This window comes from Betaproteobacteria bacterium (assembly GCA_016720855.1).
In the GTDB taxonomy this organism is placed as follows: Bacteria; Pseudomonadota; Gammaproteobacteria; order Burkholderiales; family Usitatibacteraceae; genus FEB-7.
Genome location: JADKJU010000003.1, coordinates 494,714 through 517,591 on the forward strand (window position 1 = coordinate 494,714; position 22,878 = coordinate 517,591).

The following is a 22,878-nucleotide window of genomic DNA, read 5'->3' on the forward strand; positions in this document are numbered from 1 at the left end:
TTGCCTTCCCGCGAAGTTATCCACATTGCTTGTCCCCAGGGCCTACATACGCCACGGCGGCCTCGTTCCATGCCTAGAATGACCCTTTCCCCGCACCGAAGCCCGGCCCCGTGGCCACCGCCGATCCCGGAACCATGACCGACCTCTCCAAGCCCCCCATCCCCGCCGACGCCGAGTCCCGCGAGAAAATCGCCATCCGCGGCGCGCGCCAGAACAACCTCAAGAACCTCGACGTGGACTTCCCCACGGGCGAACTGGTGGTGGTGACGGGGCCTTCGGGGTCGGGCAAGAGCTCGCTCGTCTTCGACACGCTGTACGCCGAGGGGCAGCGCCGCTACGTCGAAACCTTCTCGCCCTACGCGCGGCAGTTCCTCGACCGCATGGACAAGCCGCAGGTGGATTCCATCGACGGCATCCCGCCCGCCATCGCCATCGACCAGACCAACCCGGTGCGCACGTCGCGCTCGACGGTGGGGACGATGACGGAGATCAACGACCATTTGAAATTGCTCTTCGCGCGGGCAGGAAGGCTTTCGTGCCGGAAGTGCGCGCGGCCGGTGCGACGGGACTCTCCCGAGTCGATCTTCGCGGAGATGGCAAGCCGGGCGAAGGAGGCGGGCGATCCGAGGCTCTCCATCACCTTCCCCATCGACGTGCCGAAGAACTTCACCGAGGCCGAGATCCTGCAGCACCTCGAGGCGCAGGGCTATGCGCGCGTGCATGCCCGCAAGGGCTCGCGGCTGGACGTCGTGCAGGACCGCATCCGCATGGGCTCGGCCGAGAAGGCGCGCGTGGTGGAGGCGATCGAGGCGGCGCTGCGGGTGGGGGCGGGGCGCGTGAACGTGTTCGTGGATGCCCTCACCCCCGACGCCTCGCCCGCAGGCAAGGGAGCGGAGCAGGCGTGGCGCTTCTCCAACGACCTGCACTGCCCCGACTGCGACATCCACTATTCCGACCCCAGCCCCGCGCGCTTCTCGTTCAACTCCCCCGTCGGTGCGTGCGAGAAGTGCCGCGGCTTCGGGCGCGTGATCGGGGTGGACTACGGGCTCGTGATCCCGGACGAGTCGAAGTCGCTGGGCAACGGTGCGGTGAAGCCCTTCCAGACGGCGAGCTTCGACGAGTGCCAGGACGACATCGAGAAGTACGCCAAGCGCCACGGCGTGGCCCTCGACATCGCCTGGCGCGACCTGCCGCCGGAGCATCGCCGCTGGGTGATCGAGGGCGACGAGGGCTGGATCGGCTGGAAGAAGACGGGCAAGACGCACTGGTACGGCGTGGCGCGCTTCTTCGAGTGGCTGGAGACGAAGGCCTACAAGATGCACATCCGGGTCCTCCTCTCCAAGTACCGCGCCTACACGCCCTGCGCGGACTGCGACGGCGCGCGCCTGAAGCCCGAGTCGATGCTCTGGCGCGTGGGCACGAAGGCCGAGGCCGACGCGGTGCTGGCGCCCGAGAAGCGCTATCCCCCGCGCGGCACGCTGTGGAGCCTCGACGAGCTGGCCGCGCTCCCCGGCCTGTGCCTGCACGACGTGATGCTGCTGCCCATCGAGCGGGCGCGGACCTTCTTCGAACGGCTCGCCCTCCCTCCGCCGATGGACGAGGCTACGGAGCTGCTGCTCGAGGCCGTCAACGCACGGATGCGCTACGTGTGCGAAGTGGGCCTCGGCTACCTCACGCTGGATCGCCAGTCGCGCACGCTCTCCGGGGGCGAGGTGCAGCGCATCAACCTCACCACGGCGCTGGGCACTTCCCTCGTGAACACGCTCTTCGTGCTGGACGAGCCGTCGATCGGACTGCATCCGCGCGACATGGGCCGCGTGATCGGCGTGATGAAGCGGCTGCGCGACGCGGGCAATTCGCTCGTGGTCGTGGAGCACGACCCGCAGATCATGCTGGAGGCCGATCGCCTGATCGACATGGGGCCGGGGCCGGGCGAGCGCGGGGGCGAGATCGTGTTCTTCGGCACGCCGGAGGAGCTGAAGCACGCGAAGACGGTGACGGCGGAATACCTCTCGGGCCGGAAGCGTGCGGATGCAGGCGTGGCTTCCCGGCCGCCAGCCATCGACACGCCGCGCCTCACCCTCCGCGGCGTCACCGAACACAACCTCAAGGACGTGGACGTCGAGTTCCCGCTCAACCGCCTCGTGTGCGTGACGGGCGTCTCGGGATCGGGGAAATCCACGCTCATCCAGGACGTGCTGCACCCGGCACTGCGCAAGCACCTGGGCAAGCCGACGGAATCGCCCGGCGACTTCCGCGAGATGCATGGTGCCGCGCGCGTGAACGACGTCGTCTTCGTGGACCAGTCGCCCATCGGCCGCACCACGCGCTCCAACCCCGCGAGCTACGTGGGCGCGTTCGACGCCATCCGCGAGATCTTCTCCCGCGCGCCGGAATCGAAGTCGCGCGGCTACACGGCCGGCACCTTCAGCTTCAATTCCGGCAACGGGCGCTGCCCCACGTGCAGCGGCAACGGCTTCGAACACGTGGAGATGCAGTTCCTCTCCGACGTGTACCTGCGCTGCCCGGACTGCAACGGCAGCCGCTACCGCGACGAGGTGCTCGAGGTGAAGGTGGCCGGGCGCTCCATCGCGCAGATGCTGGAACTGACGGTAAACGAGGCGCTCGCCTTCTTCTCCGGCGAGAAGGACGTGGTGGCGCGCCTGCGGCCGCTGGCGGACGTGGGCCTCGATTACCTGCGGCTCGGCCAGCCGGTGCCCACGCTCTCCGGGGGCGAGGCGCAGCGCCTGAAGCTGGCGGGGCACCTGGTCGAGGCGGGGGGCGGCTCCGTGAAGATGCTGCCCAAGCGGCCGGCGGAGGTGGTGATCGTGGCCCTTCGTCCCCCCGTCGCACCGGCCCGTACGCGGCTCTTCCTCTTCGACGAGCCCACGACGGGGCTGCACTTCGAGGACGTGGCCAAGCTCCTCACGGCCTTCCGCCGACTCATCGCCGCGGGCAATTCGCTCATCGTCATCGAGCACAACCTCGACGTGATCCGCGCCGCCGACTGGATCGTGGACCTGGGGCCGGAGGGGGGTGATGCGGGGGGCGAGGTGGTCGGTGCCGGCACGCCCGCGCAGATGATGGCGATGAAGGCCTCGCACACGGGGCGGGCGTTGAAGGATTACGAGGCGGCGCTCGCGAGGCCTTTGGGCGCGCTCGTCGCCGCGGAACCGCGTTTGCACCCGGCCCGCGCGGCCATCAACCCAAACATCGTCGTGCGCCACGCCCGCGAGCACAATCTGAAAGGCATCGACGTCGAGATCCCGCGCGGCAAGTTCACGGTGGTGACGGGTGTCTCCGGCTCCGGCAAGTCCACGCTCGCTTTCGACATCCTCTTCGCCGAGGGGCAGCGGCGCTACCTCGAGTCGCTCAACGCCTACGCGCGCCAGTTCGTGCAGCCGGCCTCGAAGCCCGACGTGGACGCGATCTTCGGCATCCCGCCCACGGTGGCCATCGAGCAGCGCACATCGCGCGGGGGTTCGAAGAGCACGGTGGCCACGCAGACGGAGATCCACCATTTTCTCCGTTTGCTCTTCGTGAAGCTGGGCACGCAGCACTGCCCCGAGTGCGACGTGCCCATCGAGCCGCAGAGCCTGGAGTCGATCGCGGCGCGCATCCTCAAGGAGCATCGCGGGAAGCGGGTGGGGCTGCTCGCCCCGCTCGTGGTCAACCGCAAGGGCCTTTACACGGACCTCGCGAAGTGGGCGCGCGGCAAGGGCGTGTCGCACCTGCGCGTGGACGGCGAGTGGCTGCCCACGGAGCGCTGGCCGCGGCTGGATCGCTTTCGCGAACACACGCTGGAGTTGCCCGTCGCGGAACTCAAGGTCGATGCGGCGAACGAACACGCCCTTCGCGATGCGCTCGCGCAGGCGGCGGATGCGGGCAAAGGCGTGGTGCACCTGCTCGCGGGCGGCTGGGGCGCGGGCGACGTACAGGTGTTCTCGACCAAGCGCGCTTGCCCCTCGTGCGCGAGGAGCTTCCCGGAGCTGGACCCGCGCCTCTTCTCGTACAACTCGAAGCACGGCTGGTGCCCCGATTGCTATGGCACGGGCGTGAAGCTGGAGGGCGTGGACTGGAGCGACGAGCGCGCCAAGACCGGCACCGAGGACCACGTGCTCGACTCGTGGGTGTCGTGGCTCGAGCTGGACGAGGCCTGCCCAGCGTGCGAGGGCAAGCGACTCAACCGCGAGGCGCTGGCCGTTCGCTTCCGTGGAGAGTCGATCGCCGCCATGAGCGCGCAGCCCATCTCGGCCGCGCACCGCTTCTTCGACAAACTCCGTTCTCCCTCTCTCCTGAGAGAGGGTCGGGGTGAGGGTCTCACGGCGCGCGAGTCCGAGATCTCTCGCGACATCCTCGCCGAGCTTTCCACGCGGCTCGACTTCCTCGAGCAGGTGGGGCTGGGGTATCTGTCGCTGGATCGCGGCGCGCCCACGCTCTCCGGCGGCGAGGCGCAGCGCATCCGGCTCGCGGCACAGCTCGGCTCCAACCTGCGCGGCGTGTGCTACATCCTCGACGAACCCACCATCGGCCTGCACCCGCGCGACAACCGCATCCTGCTCGACACGCTCGCCAAGCTGAACGCCAAGGGGAATACGCTGGTGGTGGTGGAGCACGACGAGGACACCATCCGCCACGCGCAGCACGTGATCGACCTGGGACCGGGGGCGGGACGGCTGGGCGGGTGGGTGGTGGCGGAGGGGACGGCGGAAGAGCTCTCACGGCATCCGGATTCGATCACGGGGCGTTTTCTCCGCGAGCCGCTCAAGCATCCCGTGCAGCCGCGTCGGCCGGTGAATCGCAAGACGCCTTCCATTGACGTTGTCGGCGCGAACCTGCACAACCTCCAGGACATCACGGTGCGCTTTCCGCTGGCGCGGCTCACAGTGGTGACTGGCGTCTCGGGCTCGGGCAAGTCCACGCTCGCGCGCGATGTGCTGCACGAGAACCTGGAGAGGCTGGTGGGGGCGGCGCGGGATCGGAAGGCCGCTCCTTCCGTGTTCGGCTGCAAGTCGATCACCGGCTGGGAGAGCGTGTCGCGCGTGCTGGAGGTGGACCAGACGCCCATCGGCAAGACGCCGCGCTCGTGCCCCGCGACCTACGTGGGGTTCTTCGACACGATCCGGAAATTGTTCGCGGATACGCAGGAGGCGCGCATCCGCGGCTACACCGCGAGCCGGTTCTCGTTCAACGCGGGCGGCGGCAAGGCGAAGAGCAAGGGGCGCGGCAAGGTGGTGTCGGATGCCGGGCGCTGCGCCGCGTGCGAGGGCCAGGGAATCAAGACCATCGAGATGAGCTTCCTCCCGGACGTGAAGGTGCTGTGCGAGGCGTGCGGGGGAGCGCGGTTCAATCCCGAGACGCTGGCGGTGCAGATGCGGGGGAAGTCGGTCGGCGAGGTGCTGGGGATGAGCGTGGATGAGGCTGTCGAATACTTCGCGGCGCACCCGTCTATTCACCATGCGCTGCGGCTGCTGCAGGATGTGGGGCTGGGCTATCTCACGCTGGGGCAGCAAAGTCCGACCTTGTCAGGCGGGGAGGCGCAACGGATCAAGCTGGTGACTGAACTCGCCAAGGTGCGCACGATCGATGATCCTCGGCGGCGGCCTGGTACCGCGCACACGCTTTACGTGCTGGACGAGCCGACGGTGGGGCTGCACATGGCGGACGTGGAGAAGCTGATCCGCGTCCTACATCGCCTCGTGGATGCGGGGAATACGGTGGTGCTGATCGAGCACAATCTGGACGTGATTGCGGAGGCGGACTGGATCGTGGATCTGGGGCCGGAGGGGGGAGACGGCGGCGGGAAGGTGGTGATGGCGGGGGTGCCGGAGGAGTTTTTGGCACCTGCGGCGAGGGGGTCGCATACGGCGGGGGCGATGCGGGGGTTTCTGAAGATCCGCTAAGCGGCCTGTTGCCCATCGGCTGCGAGCGCTGGGAGGCTTCACAGGTCCTTCCCAGGCTGGCCGCCCGCAATAACACCCGTTAGACTTGGTCCTTAAAGCAGGATAGACGGAGGGTCAGCGGATTCGTTACCGCACGTAACCCGTCGGATAGCTCAATGGCCACACCACGAAAAGACAAACCATTGGCAAGCAGCGACTCCGCCGCCACCGTCGGCAATGAGGCCCACCTCGTGCAGATGGCCGACGCCCTTCGCGGCAGCACGGACGCGGCCGAGCACAAGCACGCCGGTCTTGGCCTGCTCTTCCTCAAGCACATTTCGGACGCCTTCGAGGAGCAGCACAACATGCTCGTCGCCGACAAGAAAGGCGGTGTCGACCCTGAGGGCCTGGACGAGTACTGCGCCCGGATCACCCATCCACTTGGAGCCGCTTGAACATGGATCAAGCTACCCACAACAAGATCGTCTCCTTCATCTGGGGAATCGCCGACGACGTGTTGCGCGACCTCTTCAAGCGCGGCAAGTACCCTGACGTCATCCTGCCGATGTGCGTCATTCGCCGCATGGATGCGGTGCTCGAGCCGACGAAGAAGAAGGTGCTCGAGACCAGGAAGATGCTCGATGAGGCGCGCATCACCGGGCAGCGCGCCGCCCTGTGCGACGCCGCGGGGCAGGCCTTCTACAACACCTCGAAGTTCACGCTGCGCGACCTCAAGTCGCGCGGCAGCCAGCAGCAGCTCCTGGCCGACTTCGAGGACTACCTCAACGGCTTCTCGCCCAACGTCCAGGACATCCTCGACAACTTCAAGTTCCGCAACCAGCTCCAGACGCTGTCGAAGGCCGACGCCATCGGCACGCTGATCAACAAGTTCCTCGACCCCGACATCGACCTCTCGCCGGCCGGCATCGACAACCACTCGATGGGCACGGTCTTCGAGGAGCTGGTCCGCAAGTTCAACGAAGACAACAACGAGGAAGCCGGCGAGCACTGGACCCCGCGCGACGCCGTGCGCCTGATGGCGAACCTCGTGTTCCTGCCCATCGAGGCCGAGATTAAGTCCGGCACCTACCTGCTGTACGACTGCGCCTGCGGCACGGGCGGGATGCTCACCGTCGCTGAGGAGACGCTCACCGCAATCGGCGACAAGCGTGGTCAGCAGGTCAAGTGCCTGCTCTACGGACAGGAGATCAACCCCGAGACCTACGCCGTCTGCAAGGCGGACATGCTGCTGAAGGGCGAAGGCGAGAGCGCCGACCACATCGTCGGTGGCGCGGAATGGTCCACGCTCTCCCACGACGCCTTCCCTGCGCAAGAGTTCGACTTCATGCTCGCCAACCCGCCCTACGGGAAGAGCTGGAAGAAGGACCTGGAGGCGATGGGCGGCAAGGACGGCATGCGCGACCCGCGCTTCAAGGTCATGCACCAGGGCGAGGAGCTGTCGCTCGTCACGCGCTCCAGCGACGGACAAATGCTCTTCCTGGCCAACATGGCCTCGAAGATGAACGAGAAGTCCGCGCTCGGCAGCCGCATCGCCGAGGTCCACAACGGCTCGTCGCTGTTCACCGGCGACGCCGGCCAGGGCGAGAGCAACATCCGCCGCTGGCTGATCGAGAACGACTGGCTCGAGGCCATCGTCGCCCTGCCGCTCAACCTCTTCTACAACACGGGCATCGCCACCTACGTCTGGGTGCTGTCCAACAAGAAGCCCTCGCATCGCAAGGGCCAGGTGCAGCTCATCGATGCCAGCCAGTGGTTCAAGCCGCTGCGCAAGAACCTCGGCAAGAAGAATTGCGAACTCTCGCCTGAGGACATCGCGCGCATCAGCCGTGCCTTCCTCGACTTCAAGGAAACGCCGGAGTCGAAGATCTTTCCCAACGCCGCCTTCGGCTACTGGAAGGTCACGGTCGACCGCCCGCTGCGCCTGCACAGCCAGCTCACGCTCAAGGCCATCGAGACGCTGCGGTTCACCTCGGGTGACGAGGACATCCGCGCGACGCTCTACGAGGAGTTCGGCGACGACCTCTTCACCAGGTTCGCCAAGGTCTCAGCCGCACTGGAGAAGCGCCTGGCCGACTGGGGCAATGACGAGGACGAGGGCGACGACGAAGAGGGCGGCAGCGCCAAGAGGGGTCTGCCCGAGAAGAAGCGCAAGAAACTGCTCGATGCCAAGACCTGGGAGCGTGACAGCCGCCTGGTCGAAGTCGCCACCAAGCTGCGCGTGGCACTGGGCGACACGCTATTCGAGGACCACAACCTGTTTCGCGACCGCGTGGACGCCGCGCTCGACAAGGCCAGCATCAAGCTCGCCGCCGCCGACCTGAAGCAGATTCTCAAGGCCGTGAGCTGGCGCGTCGAGACCGCGCCGCCCGTCCTCGCCAAGGTACACAAGCCCGGCAAGGCCAAGGCCGACCCGCTACGCGGCCTGTTCGAGGCGACCGTGGACGGCAAGCCCGCCGTCGTGGAGTACGAGCCCGACTCCGACCTACGCGACACCGAGCAGGTGCCGTTGCTCGAAGAGGGCGGCATCGAAGCCTTCATCCGCCGCGAGGTGCTGCCCTACACCCCTGACGCGTGGATTAAGGAAGATGCCACCAAGAAAGGCTACGAGGTCAGCTTCACGCGCCACTTCTACAAGCCGCAGCCGCTGCGCACGTTGGAGGAGATCAGCGCCGACATCCTCGCTATCGAGAAGGAGGCCGAGGGGCTGCTCGGCGATCTGCTTGGAGGGCGTGTGTCATGAGTGAGCGGGACGATCTTTTGGCTTCAATCGCTCACACCATCGAGGACTATCGAGCCGGCGAAATCGCCAAGCCATCGCCCGACCATGTGGACCGATGGGTCAAGCAGTTTGACGCGGACGTGCAAATGCCACTGCTGACCGAGATGGACCATACGCTAGGGCAAACCTATTTCGCCACGAGCGCCGTCGCTGAATTCTTCGCCCATCAGATAAAACACCACGTGCTCGCTGGTGCATCGCCTTGCGACTTTTGGAGAGCGGCGCATGTTCTCGATATCCAGAAGCAGGGACACAGCCAGCGCGAGATTCGCCAGCTGTTCGGCATTGCGCTGCAAGAGCAATGTAGCTTGGCACTCAAGGATTGCGGCTCGGCTGGTGGCGCGTACATCTACCTCGACGATGTGCTTTTCACTGGCGGGCGAATAGGTACCGATCTCTCGGCGTGGATCACAGACCAAGCGCCAGCCGAGTTCACCGTCCATATTCTGGTAATCGCTACCCACCGGCTAGGCGAATGGCAGTGCACCGAGCGTTTGAAGAAGGCTGCCGCGGATGCTGGCAAGAAGATGCACATTCACTGTTGGGCGGCCATTCGCCTGGAGAACCGGAAAGCGAAGCGCGACACGTCCGAAGTGCTCTGGCCAGCGGTAATCCCGCAGGCCCCGTCATTGGAGGCCTATCTGGCCGAGGAGGAGAAGTTCCCCTTCCAGCCACGTCAGCCCGGCGGAAAGTGCGAGCACGGCATCTTTTCCTCAGAGGCTGGGCGGCAACTGCTTGAGGAGCAGTTGCTCCTTGCAGGCATGCGCATTCGTTCGTTCAGCAAGAACCCGAGCCGGGCGCTCCGGCCACTTGGTTTCAGCCCGTTTGGGCTGGGCTTTGGTTCGATGATCGCGACTTTCCGCAACTGCCCGAACAACGCGCCGCTTGCGCTGTGGTGGGGCGACCCTGATGCACACGCGGGACACCCATTTAGAAACTGGTACCCCTTGCTGCCACGCAAGACCTACGCCGGTGTGGAGGGCTTTGATGTCATCCACTGACCGCCGCCACGCGGAGCAGACCCGCACCTACGACCGCGCCAGCAGTGTCGTCTTTCTCAAGACTGACGCACCGTTTGGCGGGCTGTCGAACATGGCCGGAGGGTTTCCGTTGTGGGTGAACGGCATTCGTATCCTCACATCGGAGGCGCTGTACCAGACCTGCCGGTTCCCGCATCGGCCGGAGGTTCAGGCGCTAATCATCGAGCAGAAGAGTCCGATGACGGCCAAGATGAAGAGCAAACCCTATCGGCATAATTCGCGGCCGGACTGGGACCAGGTCCGCGTCAAGATCATGCGGTGGTGTTTGCGGGTGAAGCTCGCGCAGAACTGGCGCACATTCAGCGAACTGCTGCTAGAGACGGGCGAGCGGCCAATCGTTGAGGAATCGCGGAAGGATGCCTTTTGGGGCGCCAAGGCAAACGACGACGGGACCCTGGTCGGCATAAACGTGCTCGGCCGCTTGCTGATGGAGTTGCGGGAAGCTATCAGGGATGAGGGCCGTGAGTCGCTTATTCAAGTGAAGCCTCTCGACATTCCTGACTTCTTGCTGGGAGGGCGGCCAATTGAGATCGTCGCCTCGCAGGCTCCTGAACGCGATCTTGAATCGGTCAATGCTGCCATTACGCCCGTTCGCGGTAATGCCGGTGGCCGCGTCCATAAGCAGCCGTCGCTGTTCGATGCGCCTGTTGTGAAAGAAGCGCCTCCTGCTCTATACGAGACCGATAGTGCGAAAAGCGTGCAGGTCGCCTACCTCAAGCCCTATGCGGAATACAAGGAGTCGGGGCTGCCGTGGCTCGGGCAGGTGCCGGGGCATTGGGATGTCCGGCAGGCTCGCCACATTGGCCGACTGTTCAAGGGCGTTGGCGGCACGAAAGAGGACGCTGTTGCGGAGGGTTTGCCCTGCGTGCGCTACGGCGAGTTGTACACGACCTACAAGAACTTCATTCGCACGACCAGGACTTTCATCAAGCCCGAGCGAGCGTCCGATTACACGCCGATTCGTTTTGGCGACGTGTTGTTCGCCGCATCTGGTGAAAAGATCGAGGAGATCGGCAAGTCCGCGGTCAATCTGATGACGGCTCCGGCAGTCTGCGGCGGAGACGTCATTGTCCTGCGCCTTAGCGTCGCTGCTCATGCGCCGTATTTGGGCTACGCATTCGACTGCCACCATGCGGCGAATCAGAAATCCACGATGGGCCGTGGCACTACCATCAAGCACATTTATCCAGATGAGTTGAGGGGACTCATCGTCACACTTCCTCCGCCCGACGAGCAGGCGGCGATTGTGCGGTTTCTGGATTGGGCGAACGGGCGGCTGGAGCGGGCGATCCGGGCCAAGCGGAAGGTGATCGCGCTGCTGAACGAGCAGAAGCAGGCCATCATCCACCGCGCCGTCACCCGCGGCCTCGACCCCTCCGTCCCCCTCAAGCCCTCCGGCATCCCCTGGCTCGGGGATATTCCGCAGCATTGGGAGGTGCGCAGGCTGAAGCACTTGGCGCGATTCGAGAGCGGCGACGGAATTACTTCCCTGGAAATCGAAGCGACCGGGCCGTATCCGGTCTACGGCGGTAACGGCCTGCGAGGTTACACGACCCGATATACACATGACGGACACTACGCACTCATTGGGCGCCAAGGTGCCCTTTGCGGAAACATCAACTTCGCCATTGGGCAGTTCTTCGCCTCTGAACACGCTGTAGTCCCGACGCTGCAGCCAGACATGTCTGTAGTTTGGTTCGGTGAGCTTCTTCGGGCAATGAACTTAAATCAGTACTCACAATCGGCGGCTCAGCCTGGCTTGGCGGTTGAGCGCATAAAGAATCTCTACGCCCCAGTTCCTCCCGTCCGTGATCAGAAGGCCATCGTCGAGAGTTTCAAATGCGACACTGCTCCACTTGCCGCTGGCATCTCCCGCCTCGAACGCGAGATCGAACTCCTGCGCGAATACCGCACCCGCCTCATTGCCGACTTGGTGACCGGCACGCTCGACGTACGCGAAGCGGCAGCACGGCTTCCCGACGAAGCGCCGCTCGATACAAACGAGGACGACGCTGAGCTGAGCGACGAGACCGACACCGCTGACGAGGAGGCCGCGTTATGACCACCGACACCAGCGAGAAGGGCCTCGAAACGCTGATCATGCGGCACATGACCGGCACGGACGGTCTCGCGGCCGCACCGAACGTGGTCGCCGAGCGTCCGCCGCCCTACGGCGGCACGGGCTACACCGCCGGCAGCGCGCAGGACTACGACCGCGCCCACGCGCTCGACGTACCGCAGCTCTTCGCCTTCCTGCGCGGCACGCAACCCGAGGCGTTCACGAAGCTGGCCATGGCGGACGCGAACGACGCCAAGGACATCAACCGCCTCAAGTTCCTCGCCCGCCTCTCCAGCGACATCGGCAAACGCGGCGTCATCGACGTGCTGCGTAAGGGGGTGGAGCACGGGCCGCTGCACTTCGACCTGTTCTATGGCACGCCGTCGCCGGGCAACGCCAAGGCCGAAAGGCTCCACGCCGAGAACCGCTTCTCGATCACGCGCCAGCTTGCCTACAGCACTGACGAGACGCGCCGCGCGCTTGACCTTGGTCTGTTCATCAACGGCCTGCCCATCGCCACCTTCGAGCTGAAAAACAGCCTCACCAAGCAGACGGTCGAGGATGCCGTCCAGCAGTACAAGCGCGACCGCGACCCGCGCGAGCGGCTGTTCGAGTTCGGCCGCTGCGTGGTGCACTTCGCCGTGGACGACAGCGAGGTGCGGATGTGCACCGAACTGCGCGGCAAGGGCTCGTGGTTCCTGCCCTTCAACAAGGGCCACAACGACGGCGCGGGCAACCCACCCAACCCGCATGGCCTCAAGACCGACTACCTGTGGCACGAGGTGCTCACGCCGGCGAGGCTGACCAATATCCTCGAGAACTACGCGCAGATCGTCGAGGAGAAAGACCCGCGCACGGGCCGGAAGAAGCGCAGGCAGGTGTGGCCGCGCTTCCACCAGTTGAGCCTCGTGCGGCAGGCGCTGGGCGATGTGCGCATGCACGGTGCAGGCAAGCGCTACCTGATCCAGCACTCGGCGGGCAGCGGCAAGTCGAACTCCATCGCCTGGCTCGCGCACCAGCTCATCGGCCTCAAGCGCGACGGCGATGCAGCAAACGGGGAGGTCTTCGACTCGGTCATCGTGGTGACCGACCGGCGGCTGCTCGACGACCAGATCCAGACCACCATCAAGCAGTTCATGCAGGTGGGCGCGACCGTGGGCCACGCCGAGCGCTCCGGCGACCTGCGCAAGTTCATCGAGGAGGGGAAGAAGATCATCGTCTCGACGGTGCAGAAGTTCCCCTTCATCCTCGACGAGATCGCGACCGAGGGCGGCAAGACCTTTCGCCATCGTCATCGACGAGGCGCACTCCAGCCAGGGCGGCAAGACCTCGGCGGCGATGAGCCAGGTGCTCGGTGCACAAGCTGACGACGAGGACGCGGGCCCCGACCCGGAAGACACGGTGAACGCCGCCCTCGAGAAGCGCATGGCGGCACGCAAGATGCTGACCAACGCCAGCTACTTCGCCTTCACCGCCACGCCCAAGAACAAGACGCTCGAGATGTTCGGCGAGGCGCTGCCGCCCGACGCCGAAGGCAAGGTCAAGCACCGCCCGTTCCACAGCTACACCATGAAGCAGGCGGTCGACGAGGGCTTCATCCTCGATGTGCTCAAGGCCTACACGCCGGTGGACAGCTACTACAAGCTGGTCAAGAAGACCGAGGACGACCCGGAGTTCGACACCAAGAAGGCGCGCAAGAAGCTGCGCCGCTATGTGGAGAGCCACGACCACGCGATCCGGCTCAAGGCCGAGATCATGGTAGACCACTTCCACGACCAGGTGATGGCTACGGGCAAGATCGGCGGTCAGGCGCGCGCAATGGTGATCACCAGCGGCATCGAGCGGGCCATCCAGTACTTCCACGCCTTCAAGGCGTACCTGGTGGAGCGCAAGAGCCCGTACCAGGCCATCGTCGCCTTCTCGGGCGAGCACGAGTACCACGGCGCGAAGGTGAGCGAGGCGTCGCTGGAATTCCCCCGTTTCCCCGGACACATCTGATGATGCCAACCTGGCAATTGGAGGTGTTCGATGGCAACAAAGCAAAGACGGAAGTTTACGGCCGAGTTCAAGCGCGAGGGAGTGAAACTCACACAGCAACCTGGACGATCGGTGTCGGCGGTTGCGCGTGAGCTTGGCGTGGAGCGTTCGGTCCTGAAGGGGGTGGGTGGACAACTTCGCGGCAGGTCGATACGAGAAGGACCGGGCATTGCCGTTGAAGGCTGCGCAGCAGCTGGAGAACGAGCAGCTTCGGCGAGAGTTGGCGAAAGTTCGAATGGAGCGCGACATTCTAAAAAAAGCGCTGGGCTACTTCGCGAAGGAACCAACGTGAGGTATGTGTTTGTAGCCCGCTATCGGCCGGTGTGGCCGACCCGGATGATGTGCCGCTTGCTCGAGGTGTCGTCGAGTGGGTTCTACGAGTGGCTTGGACGCTCGCCGAGCGTGCGCTCGATCGCCAACGCGGGCTTGCTGGTGCTGATCCGGGAAAGCTTCGCCTTGAGTCACCAGACCTACGGCTCGCCGCGGGTCTGGAAGGACATGGTCGTCGCAGGCCAATCCTGCAGCGAGAATCGAGTGGCGCGACTGATGCGAGGGGCTGGCATGAGCGCGCAGCCCAAGCCGCGGCGCATGCCTACCGACATTGGATTGCGTCCGGAACACAGCATCGCACCGAACGTGTTGGAGCGAGACTTCGCCGCTGCTGCTCCGAACCGGAAGTGGGCAGCCGATTTCACCTACATCTGGACGGGCGAGGGCTGGTTGTTCCTGGCCGTTGTGGTGGATCTGTTCAGCCGGCGCGTGGTCGGCTGGTCTATGCAACCCACCATGACCGCGCAACTGGTGCTGGACGCGTTGATAATGGCGCTGTGGCGACGCGGCAAACCTTCGGAGCTTTTGCACCATTCCGACCAGGGCAGCCAATACACCAGCGAGGACTTCCAGCGCCTGCTGTCGGCCGAGGGCATCACCTGCAGCATGAGCAAGCGCGGCGACTGTTGGGACAACTCCGCGGTCGAGAGCTTCTTCGCCTCGCTCAAAAAAGGAACGTGTCTATCGCAGGACGTACGCCACGCGCGAAGTCGCGCGCGCCGACATCTTCGACTACATCGAAGTGTTCTACAATTCCCGGCGCCGACATTCGACGCTTGGGCAGGTCAGCCCGATGGAGTTCGAACGTACTCATGCGGGCTTAGCGTAGTGTCCGGAGAAGCGGGGGAATTCCAAACTGTCTACACACACTCCATCCCGTGGGCACTACACGGCAAGGCCACAGCGAAGAAGAACAGAAGAGTCACTCCCAAATACTTCGGGAACCTGCTCGACTTGGCGATACGCCAATGTCAAGACGAACAGACGTTCGGGCTCCCCATCGGCCCCGACACATCGCACATCATCGCGGAGTGCATCGCGACGACAATCGACGTTGAACTCGGGAAGAGACTGCGTGCAATACCTGCCGGCTTTAGGTACGTCGACGACTACTACCTCTTCTTTGAGAGCTATGCCGCCGCTGAGTCCGCTCTTGCGCAACTTGTTAGGTGCCTGAAGGATTTCGAACTTCAGGTCAACTTCGATAAGACCCGGATCTGCAAGACTGAGGAGTTGAATGAGGATTTCTGGACCCATAGACTGCGGAGCTTTGCGATAGCTACCGGCGGCCAACGGCAGCGGTCCGATTTCAATCACTTCTTTGAACTCTCTCGTGACCTTGCAAAGACGCACAGTGACGAGAGCGTCATGGTCTACGCCCTACGTCGCGCTGGTTCTGTGATTGTGCGCAAGGAGAACTGGCAAGCCTTTGAGGCCCAGCTGTGTATCGCGGCTACAGCGCACCCAGTCGCGCTTCAGACCGTCGCTCGGTTGCTCTCAACCTACTCCCGCATCGGCTATCCCATCGGCAAATCGCGGTTGTCTCGTCTTATAAATGCGCTCGTTCTGGAGCATGCTCCTCTGGAGCATCACAGTGAGGTGGCATGGAGCTTGTGGATCTGTAAAGAACTTGGACTTTCCTTAACACCACAGGCAGTGGACCTCGTCGTGGAGATGAACTCGTCAATCTGCATACTCATTCTTCTCGACCTCGCGGCTGCGGGTCGCTTCCCAAAGGCGGCCGCCGCAACTCGATGGCGCACCTTTGAGCACTCCGATGCACTCTGGGAGGACCTGTGGATGCTGAGCTATGAAGCAGGAGTTCGCGGTTGGGGCGGTATGTCCGACGTCCACATTCGATCCAACCCGCACTTTGAAGAGCTTCGAAAGCTAAACGTCCGCTTCTACGACGAAGCGACCACCCTCACCCCACTCTTTGCGCCGAAGCCAGACGCGCTGCAGAGGCACAACGTACAGTCTGTCACCGAATTGCTTGAGATCGAGAACTTGGACGACGCATTTGACTACGAGGACGACGAAGACATCTACGGAAGTCCAATCGAAGATGATGATCAGAAAGGCAACGAATTCTGACGGTCTGCTACGAGTGACGCCCAGCTGTGAAGGCCCAATAGGTTGTTTGTGTCCATTCGAACTGAGTCTGAGAGACTGGGAGGTGCGACTCAACCCACACATTCAAGCGATCGCGGCGGGATTCCGCAAGGACATGATCGCGGTGGTGAGCTTCCGGGGGCGGGAGGGCTCGGCGCTCGGGGCGTTCGACCAGTTGGGCGGGCATCGGCTGCGCAGGTTCACGGGCGGCTACGACGCGGGCGGCAGTCCGGTCTATTCGGAGGGCGAGGTGCTCCTGGACTCGGTGTACCGGTTCAAGGGGCGTAGGGCCCCGTGCGTGATCCTCACGGAGATCGACTTCGAGGCGCTGGGGGAAATCGAGATGCGCAAGATCTTCCTGGGGGCGACACGGGCGACGATGAAGCTCTCCCTCGTGATGTCGGAGGGGGCGGCGGGGGTGGAGACCCATAGCCTCGAACGACATCGGCCCACGAATTGGCTATAGTAAGGATTCCTTACTTAAGGAAATAGCAATGCTCGCCAAACTGACCTCCAAGAACCAGCTCACCTTGCCCAAGAGCGTGGTGGACTCTGTCGCGGCCACGGAGTACTTCGACGTCGAGGTACGCGAGGGCCAGATTGTCCTCACGCCGGTGCGCATCATGCGGGGAGACGCAGTGCGCGCGAAGCTGGCCTTGCTGGGCCTGAAACCGTCGGACGTATCTGACGCGGTGCGCTGGGCTCGATCCGGGGATTCCGCCCCGGCGGTCGGCGAACCATCGGCCCGATATGCGTCCAGGCGAAAGCCGGCCAAGGCCACCCCGAAATCGAAGGCCAAGTCGCGGCGCCGGACCTGACATTCGGCATGACGCCGGAGCGTTCGGTGCGCCTTCTGCGCGAGCTTCAACGATGACCCCGCCGAGAGTGGTCCTGGACACCAACGTCGTCCTGTCGGCGCTGTTTTTCTCTGGTGGCGCCACTTCGAGCGTTCGGGCCGGCTGGCAGTCCGGTCGCTTCGTGCCGCTCGCGAGCAAGGCCACCGTGGATGAGCTAGTGAGCGCATTCGGCTACCCCAAGTTCCAACTCACCGTGCCCGAGCGCGAGGAGTTGCTCGCGGAATACATTCCCTGGGTGGACGTCGTGCGCATCCCCAACCCACCCCCGGATGTGCCGCGATGCCGGGACGCGAGAGATGTCCCCTTTCTCCAGCTCGCCGTTGCGGGCAAGGCGCGGGCGCTGGTCACGGGCGATCTCGACCTGCTGGCGTTGGCGGGGGATGCGGGGCTCTGCCCAGTGCTGGGCGTCAAGGAGTTCGTCCTGGAGTACTTGGCCGACTGACGCCGCGTTCGCGCACGTCCAGTTCGAGACCATTCACCCCTCGACCAGACGATCGCGGCGGGATTCCGCAAGGACATGACCGTGGTGGTGAGCTTCCGGGGGCGGGAGGGCTCCGCACTCGGGGCGTTCGACCAACTGGGCGGGCATTGGCTGCGCAGGTTCTCGGGCGGCTACGACGCGGGCGGGAGTCCCGTCTATTCGAAGGGCGAGGTGCTCCTGGACTCCGCCGTGGGCGGCGAGGTTCCATCTTGACATACTGTTGCTAAACGAGCAACTATCGTTGCCCGATCGGCAACGACCATGTCCTCAGACCTCGCCTCCCTTCTCTTCGGCGCCGCCCGCCGCGACGTCCTCGCGCAGCTCCTCTTGCACCCGGGCGAATCGCTACACGTCCGCGAGCTTGCCCGCCTCACCGGCCGAGCCCCGGGCACGCTCCTGCGCGAGCTGAACCAGCTCGCCGAGGCCGGCATCCTCACTCGCACGCCCGTCGGCAACCAGGTTCACTTCTCGGCCAATGAGGCCTGCCCCATCTTCGAGGAACTGCGCGGCATCGTGCGCAAGACCGCAGGCATTGCGGATGTCCTTCGTGCCGCGTTGGGGCCGCTCGCTGCCCGCATCCGCGTGGCCTTCGTCTACGGCTCCATGGCCCGGGGTGACGAGCGCCGGGGCAGCGACGTGGACCTGCTGGTCGTGGGCGGCGTGGATTTCGCGGTCCTGGTGGGCGCCCTCCAGCCGGCACAGCGCGCGCTTCGTCGCGAGATCAACCCGAATCTGATTGGCGAAGAGGAGTGGGGCAAGCGCAGGGCGGTCAGCGAACCGTTCCTCTCGCGCGTTATTCAGGGACCGAAACTCTTCGTAGTGGGTGGGCCGGATGACCTTGGAGAACCTGCGCCGCATCGGAAAGCTCCGGCAGCACGTCGCCGAAAGGGCTGAGATCGATCGGCTGCTGGATTCCGCCCGCCTCCGCCTGCAGGATGCGTCGGTGCGCGGCCTTGGGTCCGACTCCCGCTTCGGGCTTGCCTATGACGCCATCCTCAAGGCCGCGCTCGCCGCCATGCTCGCCAACGGCTACCGTCCCGTCACCAGCGAGCCCGGGCACCACCAGACGCTCATCCAGGCATTGGTGAAGACTGCGCAATGGGAGCCGCAAGCCGTCGTGGTGCTGGAGGCCTATCGCAAGCTGCGCAACAAGTCCGACTACGAGGGCATCCCGGTGGGCGAGAGCGTCGCGGCCGCGTGCATCGGATCGGCGCGGCAGTTGCTCGAGGGGGTGCAGCAGGTGGTTCGGGAAAAGTGCCGATGAGCGTGTGTTCTCACGCCTGGGCCCTGGATGCCTGCATCGTGGAGCGGCAAGCCGGAAACTTCTCGCACCTCCAGAACCGCGCCCCATCCTTTCCCGAAGTCCTCATCACCATCCGCGTCCCGATCCCGCAGCTCGGGCAGGTAGGCGTCCAGTAGTCGCCCTCTGTCGCGAACTCGATAAGGCTCTTCTGCCGATTCGGCGCCAGGTCGCGCAGCTTCCGGACGAGATCCTCCCCTTCGATGAGGTGAATCTCCTTCCCAAGCGCGAAGGACTTTGCTTCCGTTGTGAACGTGCTGGTTGTCGCGATGATGCCCTCCTTTACGTCCGCGGCCGTCATCACGCCAAGCAGCTCGCGAACGACGCCAACGCCCACGGCCCAGGATCGCCACGCCTTGCACTGCACGATGATGGCGGGGTGGCGGCTGTCATTCGCAAAGAGGTGCACGTCGACGCCGCCATCGGGCCCGCCGCGCACGGTCTCGGCCCGGAAGCCCAGCTCCTCGAAGTAGCCCGCGCACACCAGCTCGAATCGCTTCCAGTCGAGGGCCTTGAGCAGATCGAGGTTCCATCGGCTCGTATCGACCTGCGGTGGTGGGACCTCCTCCCGGCCTGCGTCTTTCCATACGTCATAGAGGTCGCGCCCGGGCTCGGAAGGCGCTGGGAGTGGCGGCTGCCTCTGCGGCTCGCTTCGGGGGGCGGGAGTTGACGCGCGCCTCGTCATCGCTCGAGCTCCCGACATCAACCCCGCGATCACGAAAAGAAAGGGCAGTACGTATTGCCCGGGTATCGCCAGGCCCTGCAAGAACGACCCCATGATGAACTGCGCCGGCTGTTTCCCCGCCATTTGCGGGTCCGGACGCTCGCCCGCCAGCCAGTGGAGGACAAGATAGGAAAGGACGGCGAGAACGAGGCAGGCCCACCACGGAAGGAGGCTCAGCACATCCAGCCAGCCGGTCTTTTCGCGACGGTTCGAGCGAGGCATTGGGAGAGTTTATTTGACCTTGCATCGGGACCCAACTAATCCTCGCGAAGATCCAAGGCTTCGGAATCGTCCGCGGCCAGCATCATGGCCCAGACCCGGCACGCGCTCGACCAGGCGATCACGGCGGGATTCCGCAAGGACATGATCGCGGTGGTGAGCTTCCGGGGGCGGGAGGGCTCGGCGCTCGGGGCGTTCGACCAGGTGGGCGGGCATCGGCTGCGCAAATTCACGGGCGGCTACGACGCGGGCGGCAGTCCGGTCTATTCGGAGGGCGATTTGCTTCTGGACTCGGTGTACCGGTTCAAGGGGAGGAGCGCCCCGTGCGTGATCCTCACGGAGATCGACTTCGAGGCGCTGGGGGAGATCGAGATGCGCAAGATCTTCGTGGGGGCGACGCGGGCGACGATGAAGCTCTTCCTCGTGATGTCGGAGGGGGCGGCGGGGGTGATGGTGGGGCGGCTGGAGGAGCGTGACCGCGGCTTGCTGTAGACGAATCACGCACCGAACCCGTTAGGCGGGGAAGCGGCCATTGCGGCTGTTAACCAACTAGGTTATCGTCGTCTTGGAAAAACGAAAACCCCACTACCGCCTGGCGATCGTGCGCGAGCTCGTTCACGCAGGCCGAATCCACGCGACATGGTCCGCCCTCGAGGGCGCCACAGCGTTGGGTCTCGACTTCTCGGAGGTGGTCGAAATGGTGCGATCGCTAACCGCGGCAGACTTCCACAAGAGCATGACGACGCACGCTGACCATCGGATCTGGCAGGACGTCTACCGGCCAATGACCCGCGCCGGACGCGTCTACCTGAAACTGACCGTCGTCGCCGACGTACTGATCGTCTCGTTCAAGGAACTCCAGGCATGAAGTGCCCTCACTGTGGCGCGGCAAAGCTGGCTCGCGGCGTGCGCGACGTGCCATACACCTACAAGGGGGAGTCGACGAAGATTTCCCGGGTCAAGGGAGACTTCTGTCCCGCGTGTGGCGAGGCAGTGCTCGACAGTACCGAATCGGCCCGTGTAAGTGCCGCCATGCTTGCCTTCAACAAGCGCGTAAACGCCAACTTTGTCGACCCCGCGTTCATCGCAAAGGTGCGAAGGAAACTCGCGCTGGACCAAAGGCAGGCGGGTGAGCTCTTTGGCGGTGGTGTGAATGCCTTTTCCCGCTATGAGAACGGGAAGACCAAGCCACCGCTCTCGCTGGTGCAGCTGCTCAAGCTCCTGGATCGCCATCCCGAGCAACTGGACGAGATCAGGCTGAATGAACCGGACATTGCGGCGGCGGTGCGGTGGGCACGCTCGGGCGCCTCTGCATCGAAGGCCTCCGAGTCTCTCGCCGGATATTCGATGAAGCGCAAACCGGGGAAGTAGCTACAAAAGCAGGAGACGAGGCGGCGCGCTTGAGTCCGGCATCGACGCGGGCGACGATGAAGCTTTTCCTCGTAATGTCGGAGGGGGCGGCGGGGGTGATGCTGGGGAGGTTGGACGGACGGTCCTGATCTACCATCACCGATAACCACGGTCATACACGCGACCCAGGTGCGCCAGGGCAGCCGGATCCCTAAGGCCTTGTTGCCGCCTATTTGCCGTCCTCGCCCCACGGGGCGAATCCGATGCGGCGCCTCGGCTTCGTCTCGGCCGACATGAGGCCCCGGATCGCCTCGAAGACGACCTTGAAGCGTGCGTCGTAGCGGCTTTCGAGTTCGGCGAGCTTCCGGGCGAGCTCGGCATTGCCCGCAAGCATCTGACGCAGGCGCACGAAGGCCCTCATGATCTCGATGTTCACGAGGATGGCTCTCGGGCTGCGAAGGACGGAGGAAAGCATCGCGACGCCCTGCTCGGTGAATGCCGTCGGGGCGAACTTCCGGTGCCTTCCACGACCGGTTTCTAAGATCACAGTTTGTGATCTTAGACGGGCGGACTCTTCGGGAGTCAGGCGGATGAGGAAATCATCGGGAAAGCGGGCTGCATTGCGGCGCACGGCCTGGTTAAGGGCCCTGACCTCGACGCCGTAGAGCCGGGCGAGATCCTCGTCCAGCAGGACCCGGTGCCCGCGAACGAGCAGGATGCTGGCCTCGATGGAATCGGCGATCGGCGTGGTGGAGCCCATTCGCATCAAACGTCTTTGGCCGGTCGTCGGATGACCGAGGAGGAGGAGGACGAGGTGCTCCTGGACTCGGTGGTCCGGTTCAAGGGGCGAAGCGCGCCGTGCGTGATCCTCGCGGAGATCGACTTCGAGGCGCTGGCGGAGATCGAGATGCGCAAGGTCTTCGTGGGGGCGACGCGGGCAATTTGGAAGCGCGGCCAATGAGCCGTTGGAAACCGTCGGCGTTTCGTGCGCGGCTGTGCACGTACGCCCTGTCGTTCGCGTTGATGTACGCATGGCTCCGGGCGCTCTTCCACTGACGACTAGACCGCTAGTATCCACATGGATACACTAACATGCCCTTCACACTTCGCCTGACGGAGGAGTTCTCCGAATGGCTGGACAGCCTTGCGGACAAGCGCGCCCAGGTGCGCATCGCCGCCGAAATCGGAGAGCATCCATGAGGAAGACCAAGCCGGTTCGAAAGCTTCTCGCCTTCGACGCAGCCCGCTATCTCGACGACGGCGCGGCAATCGCGGAATACCTCACGGCCATCCTCGAGGCGGACGATCCCGATCTTCTGCTTCGTGCCCTCGGCGACGTCGCCCGGGCCAAGGGGATGGCGCAAGTGGCAAAGGAATCGGGGCTCGGACGGGAAAGCCTCTACAAGGCCTTGGCGCCGGGCGCCAAGCCCCGGTTCGATACCGTGCTCAAGGTTGCGCGGGCGCTCGGGGTGCGATTTCGCGCGCAGGCGGCGTGACTATCGGGCGACGCGGGCGACGATGAAGCTCGTCCTCGTGATGACGGAGGGGGTGGCGGGGGTGATGCTGGGGCGGTTGTAGGGCATTGGATAGCATGAACGCTTGTCCATGACCCGTGGACGACTCTGTATATTGGATTACTATGGATTCGCGATCACGTCTGACTCCATATTGTCCACTATTGACGTTT

The 22,878-nt window shown here is 64.4% G+C and carries 18 protein-coding genes and 3 pseudogenes; 19 read left to right on the forward strand and 2 right to left on the reverse strand.

All coding sequences use genetic code 11. The features are described 5' to 3' along the window. The first annotated feature begins 134 nt into the window (after positions 1-134). From uvrA to IPP91_16035, 14 genes and pseudogenes are all read left to right on the forward strand, one after another. The gene (gene uvrA / locus IPP91_15970) at positions 135-5,903 is read left to right on the forward strand and encodes an excinuclease ABC subunit UvrA (protein ID MBL0143560.1); all 5,769 of its coding nucleotides are present in this window, start codon (positions 135-137) and stop codon (positions 5,901-5,903) included. A 182-nt stretch (positions 5,904-6,085) separates the two neighbouring features. Next, positions 6,086-6,337, forward strand: a complete 252-nt coding sequence (locus IPP91_15975; GenBank protein MBL0143561.1) for an SAM-dependent DNA methyltransferase — start codon at positions 6,086-6,088, stop codon at positions 6,335-6,337. A gap of 2 nt (positions 6,338-6,339) precedes the next feature. Further along, entirely contained in the window at positions 6,340-8,643 is a 2,304-nt protein-coding gene (locus tag IPP91_15980) for an SAM-dependent DNA methyltransferase (GenBank protein MBL0143562.1), read from the forward strand. Continuing rightward, positions 8,640-9,683 (forward strand): hypothetical protein, encoded by a 1,044-nt coding sequence (locus IPP91_15985; protein ID MBL0143563.1) that lies wholly within the window; start codon positions 8,640-8,642, stop codon positions 9,681-9,683. Before IPP91_15980 ends, IPP91_15985 begins: the two co-directional genes overlap by 4 nt. Continuing rightward, positions 9,670-11,784, forward strand: coding sequence for a DUF1768 domain-containing protein (locus tag IPP91_15990; protein ID MBL0143564.1), 2,115 nt, complete (start codon positions 9,670-9,672; stop codon positions 11,782-11,784). The genes IPP91_15985 and IPP91_15990 overlap by 14 nt, the downstream gene beginning before the upstream one ends. Further along, positions 11,781-13,749 (forward strand): annotated as a pseudogene (locus tag IPP91_15995) (type I restriction endonuclease subunit R). Before IPP91_15990 ends, IPP91_15995 begins: the two are co-directional and overlap by 4 nt. Positions 13,750-13,809: 60 nt before the next feature. Then, positions 13,810-14,977, forward strand: a pseudogene (locus IPP91_16000) (IS3 family transposase). Continuing rightward, on the forward strand, positions 14,977-16,242 hold the full coding sequence (locus tag IPP91_16005) for an RNA-directed DNA polymerase (protein MBL0143565.1): 1,266 nt from the start codon (positions 14,977-14,979) through the stop codon (positions 16,240-16,242). The pseudogene IPP91_16000 and the gene IPP91_16005 overlap by 1 nt, the downstream one beginning before the upstream one ends. After that, positions 16,214-16,726 (forward strand): ATP-binding domain-containing protein, encoded by a 513-nt coding sequence (locus tag IPP91_16010; protein ID MBL0143566.1) that lies wholly within the window; start codon positions 16,214-16,216, stop codon positions 16,724-16,726. The genes IPP91_16005 and IPP91_16010 overlap by 29 nt, the downstream gene beginning before the upstream one ends. 28 nt (positions 16,727-16,754) lie before the next feature. After that, positions 16,755-16,967 (forward strand): annotated as a pseudogene (locus IPP91_16015) (AbrB/MazE/SpoVT family DNA-binding domain-containing protein). A 163-nt stretch (positions 16,968-17,130) separates the two neighbouring features. Then, positions 17,131-17,559, forward strand: a complete 429-nt coding sequence (locus IPP91_16020; GenBank protein ID MBL0143567.1) for a putative toxin-antitoxin system toxin component, PIN family — start codon at positions 17,131-17,133, stop codon at positions 17,557-17,559. A gap of 75 nt (positions 17,560-17,634) precedes the next feature. Continuing rightward, positions 17,635-17,811 (forward strand): hypothetical protein, encoded by a 177-nt coding sequence (locus IPP91_16025; protein MBL0143568.1) that lies wholly within the window; start codon positions 17,635-17,637, stop codon positions 17,809-17,811. Positions 17,812-17,859: 48 nt separating this feature from the next. Then, a complete protein-coding gene (locus IPP91_16030) occupies positions 17,860-18,492 on the forward strand; it encodes a helix-turn-helix domain-containing protein (GenBank protein MBL0143569.1) in 633 nt (210 codons plus the stop codon). Between the two features lie 49 nt (positions 18,493-18,541). Continuing rightward, positions 18,542-18,862 carry a hypothetical protein gene (locus IPP91_16035; protein MBL0143570.1) on the forward strand — a complete coding sequence of 107 codons (321 nt, stop codon included), beginning with the start codon at positions 18,542-18,544 and terminating at the stop codon, positions 18,860-18,862. A gap of 10 nt (positions 18,863-18,872) precedes the next feature. Here IPP91_16035 and IPP91_16040 read toward each other — a convergent pair whose 3' ends face one another. Continuing rightward, positions 18,873-19,844, reverse strand: coding sequence for a restriction endonuclease (locus IPP91_16040; GenBank protein MBL0143571.1), 972 nt, complete (start codon positions 19,842-19,844; stop codon positions 18,873-18,875). A gap of 84 nt (positions 19,845-19,928) precedes the next feature. Here IPP91_16040 and IPP91_16045 point away from each other — a divergent pair, with 84 nt between their 5' ends. The 3 genes from IPP91_16045 (at position 19,929) to IPP91_16055 (ending at position 21,212) form a co-directional block, all read left to right on the forward strand. Continuing rightward, a complete protein-coding gene (locus IPP91_16045; protein MBL0143572.1) occupies positions 19,929-20,333 on the forward strand; it encodes an ATP-binding domain-containing protein in 405 nt (134 codons plus the stop codon). 73 nt (positions 20,334-20,406) lie between these two features. Next, positions 20,407-20,709: a type II toxin-antitoxin system MqsR family toxin gene (locus IPP91_16050; protein ID MBL0143573.1), complete on the forward strand. Its 303-nt coding sequence runs from the start codon at positions 20,407-20,409 to the stop codon at positions 20,707-20,709. After that, entirely contained in the window at positions 20,706-21,212 is a 507-nt protein-coding gene (locus IPP91_16055) for a type II toxin-antitoxin system MqsA family antitoxin (protein ID MBL0143574.1), read from the forward strand. Before IPP91_16050 ends, IPP91_16055 begins: the two co-directional genes overlap by 4 nt. 208 nt (positions 21,213-21,420) lie before the next feature. Here the strand turns inward: IPP91_16055 and IPP91_16060 are convergent, their stop codons facing one another. Then, positions 21,421-21,951: an ORF6N domain-containing protein gene (locus IPP91_16060; protein MBL0143575.1), complete on the reverse strand. Its 531-nt coding sequence runs from the start codon at positions 21,949-21,951 to the stop codon at positions 21,421-21,423. Positions 21,952-21,981: 30 nt separating this feature from the next. Here IPP91_16060 and IPP91_16065 point away from each other — a divergent pair, with 30 nt between their 5' ends. Next, a complete protein-coding gene (locus tag IPP91_16065; GenBank protein MBL0143576.1) occupies positions 21,982-22,152 on the forward strand; it encodes an ATP-binding domain-containing protein in 171 nt (56 codons plus the stop codon). Between the two features lie 235 nt (positions 22,153-22,387). After that, on the forward strand, positions 22,388-22,687 hold the full coding sequence (locus IPP91_16070; protein MBL0143577.1) for a putative addiction module antidote protein: 300 nt from the start codon (positions 22,388-22,390) through the stop codon (positions 22,685-22,687). The last annotated feature ends 191 nt before the right edge of the window (positions 22,688-22,878 follow it).

Excerpts from the sequence above, each read along its gene's own strand:
- uvrA (MBL0143560.1), top strand. The coding sequence starts at position 135 with ATGACCGACCTCTCCAAGCCCCCCATCCCCGCCGACGCCGAGTCCCGC.
- IPP91_15980 (MBL0143562.1), top strand. The coding sequence starts at position 6,340 with ATGGATCAAGCTACCCACAACAAGATCGTCTCCTTCATCTGGGGAATC.
- IPP91_15985 (MBL0143563.1), top strand. The coding sequence starts at position 8,640 with ATGAGTGAGCGGGACGATCTTTTGGCTTCAATCGCTCACACCATCGAG.
- IPP91_15990 (MBL0143564.1), top strand. The coding sequence starts at position 9,670 with ATGTCATCCACTGACCGCCGCCACGCGGAGCAGACCCGCACCTACGAC.
- IPP91_16010 (MBL0143566.1), top strand. The coding sequence starts at position 16,214 with ATGATGATCAGAAAGGCAACGAATTCTGACGGTCTGCTACGAGTGACG.
- IPP91_16020 (MBL0143567.1), top strand. The coding sequence starts at position 17,131 with ATGACCCCGCCGAGAGTGGTCCTGGACACCAACGTCGTCCTGTCGGCG.
- IPP91_16025 (MBL0143568.1), top strand. The coding sequence starts at position 17,635 with ATGACCGTGGTGGTGAGCTTCCGGGGGCGGGAGGGCTCCGCACTCGGG.
- IPP91_16030 (MBL0143569.1), top strand. The coding sequence starts at position 17,860 with ATGTCCTCAGACCTCGCCTCCCTTCTCTTCGGCGCCGCCCGCCGCGAC.
- IPP91_16040 (MBL0143571.1), bottom strand. The coding sequence starts at position 19,844 with ATGCCTCGCTCGAACCGTCGCGAAAAGACCGGCTGGCTGGATGTGCTG.
- IPP91_16045 (MBL0143572.1), top strand. The coding sequence starts at position 19,929 with ATGGCCCAGACCCGGCACGCGCTCGACCAGGCGATCACGGCGGGATTC.
- IPP91_16055 (MBL0143574.1), top strand. The coding sequence starts at position 20,706 with ATGAAGTGCCCTCACTGTGGCGCGGCAAAGCTGGCTCGCGGCGTGCGC.
- IPP91_16060 (MBL0143575.1), bottom strand. The coding sequence starts at position 21,951 with ATGGGCTCCACCACGCCGATCGCCGATTCCATCGAGGCCAGCATCCTG.
- IPP91_16065 (MBL0143576.1), top strand. The coding sequence starts at position 21,982 with ATGACCGAGGAGGAGGAGGACGAGGTGCTCCTGGACTCGGTGGTCCGG.
- IPP91_16070 (MBL0143577.1), top strand. The coding sequence starts at position 22,388 with ATGAGGAAGACCAAGCCGGTTCGAAAGCTTCTCGCCTTCGACGCAGCC.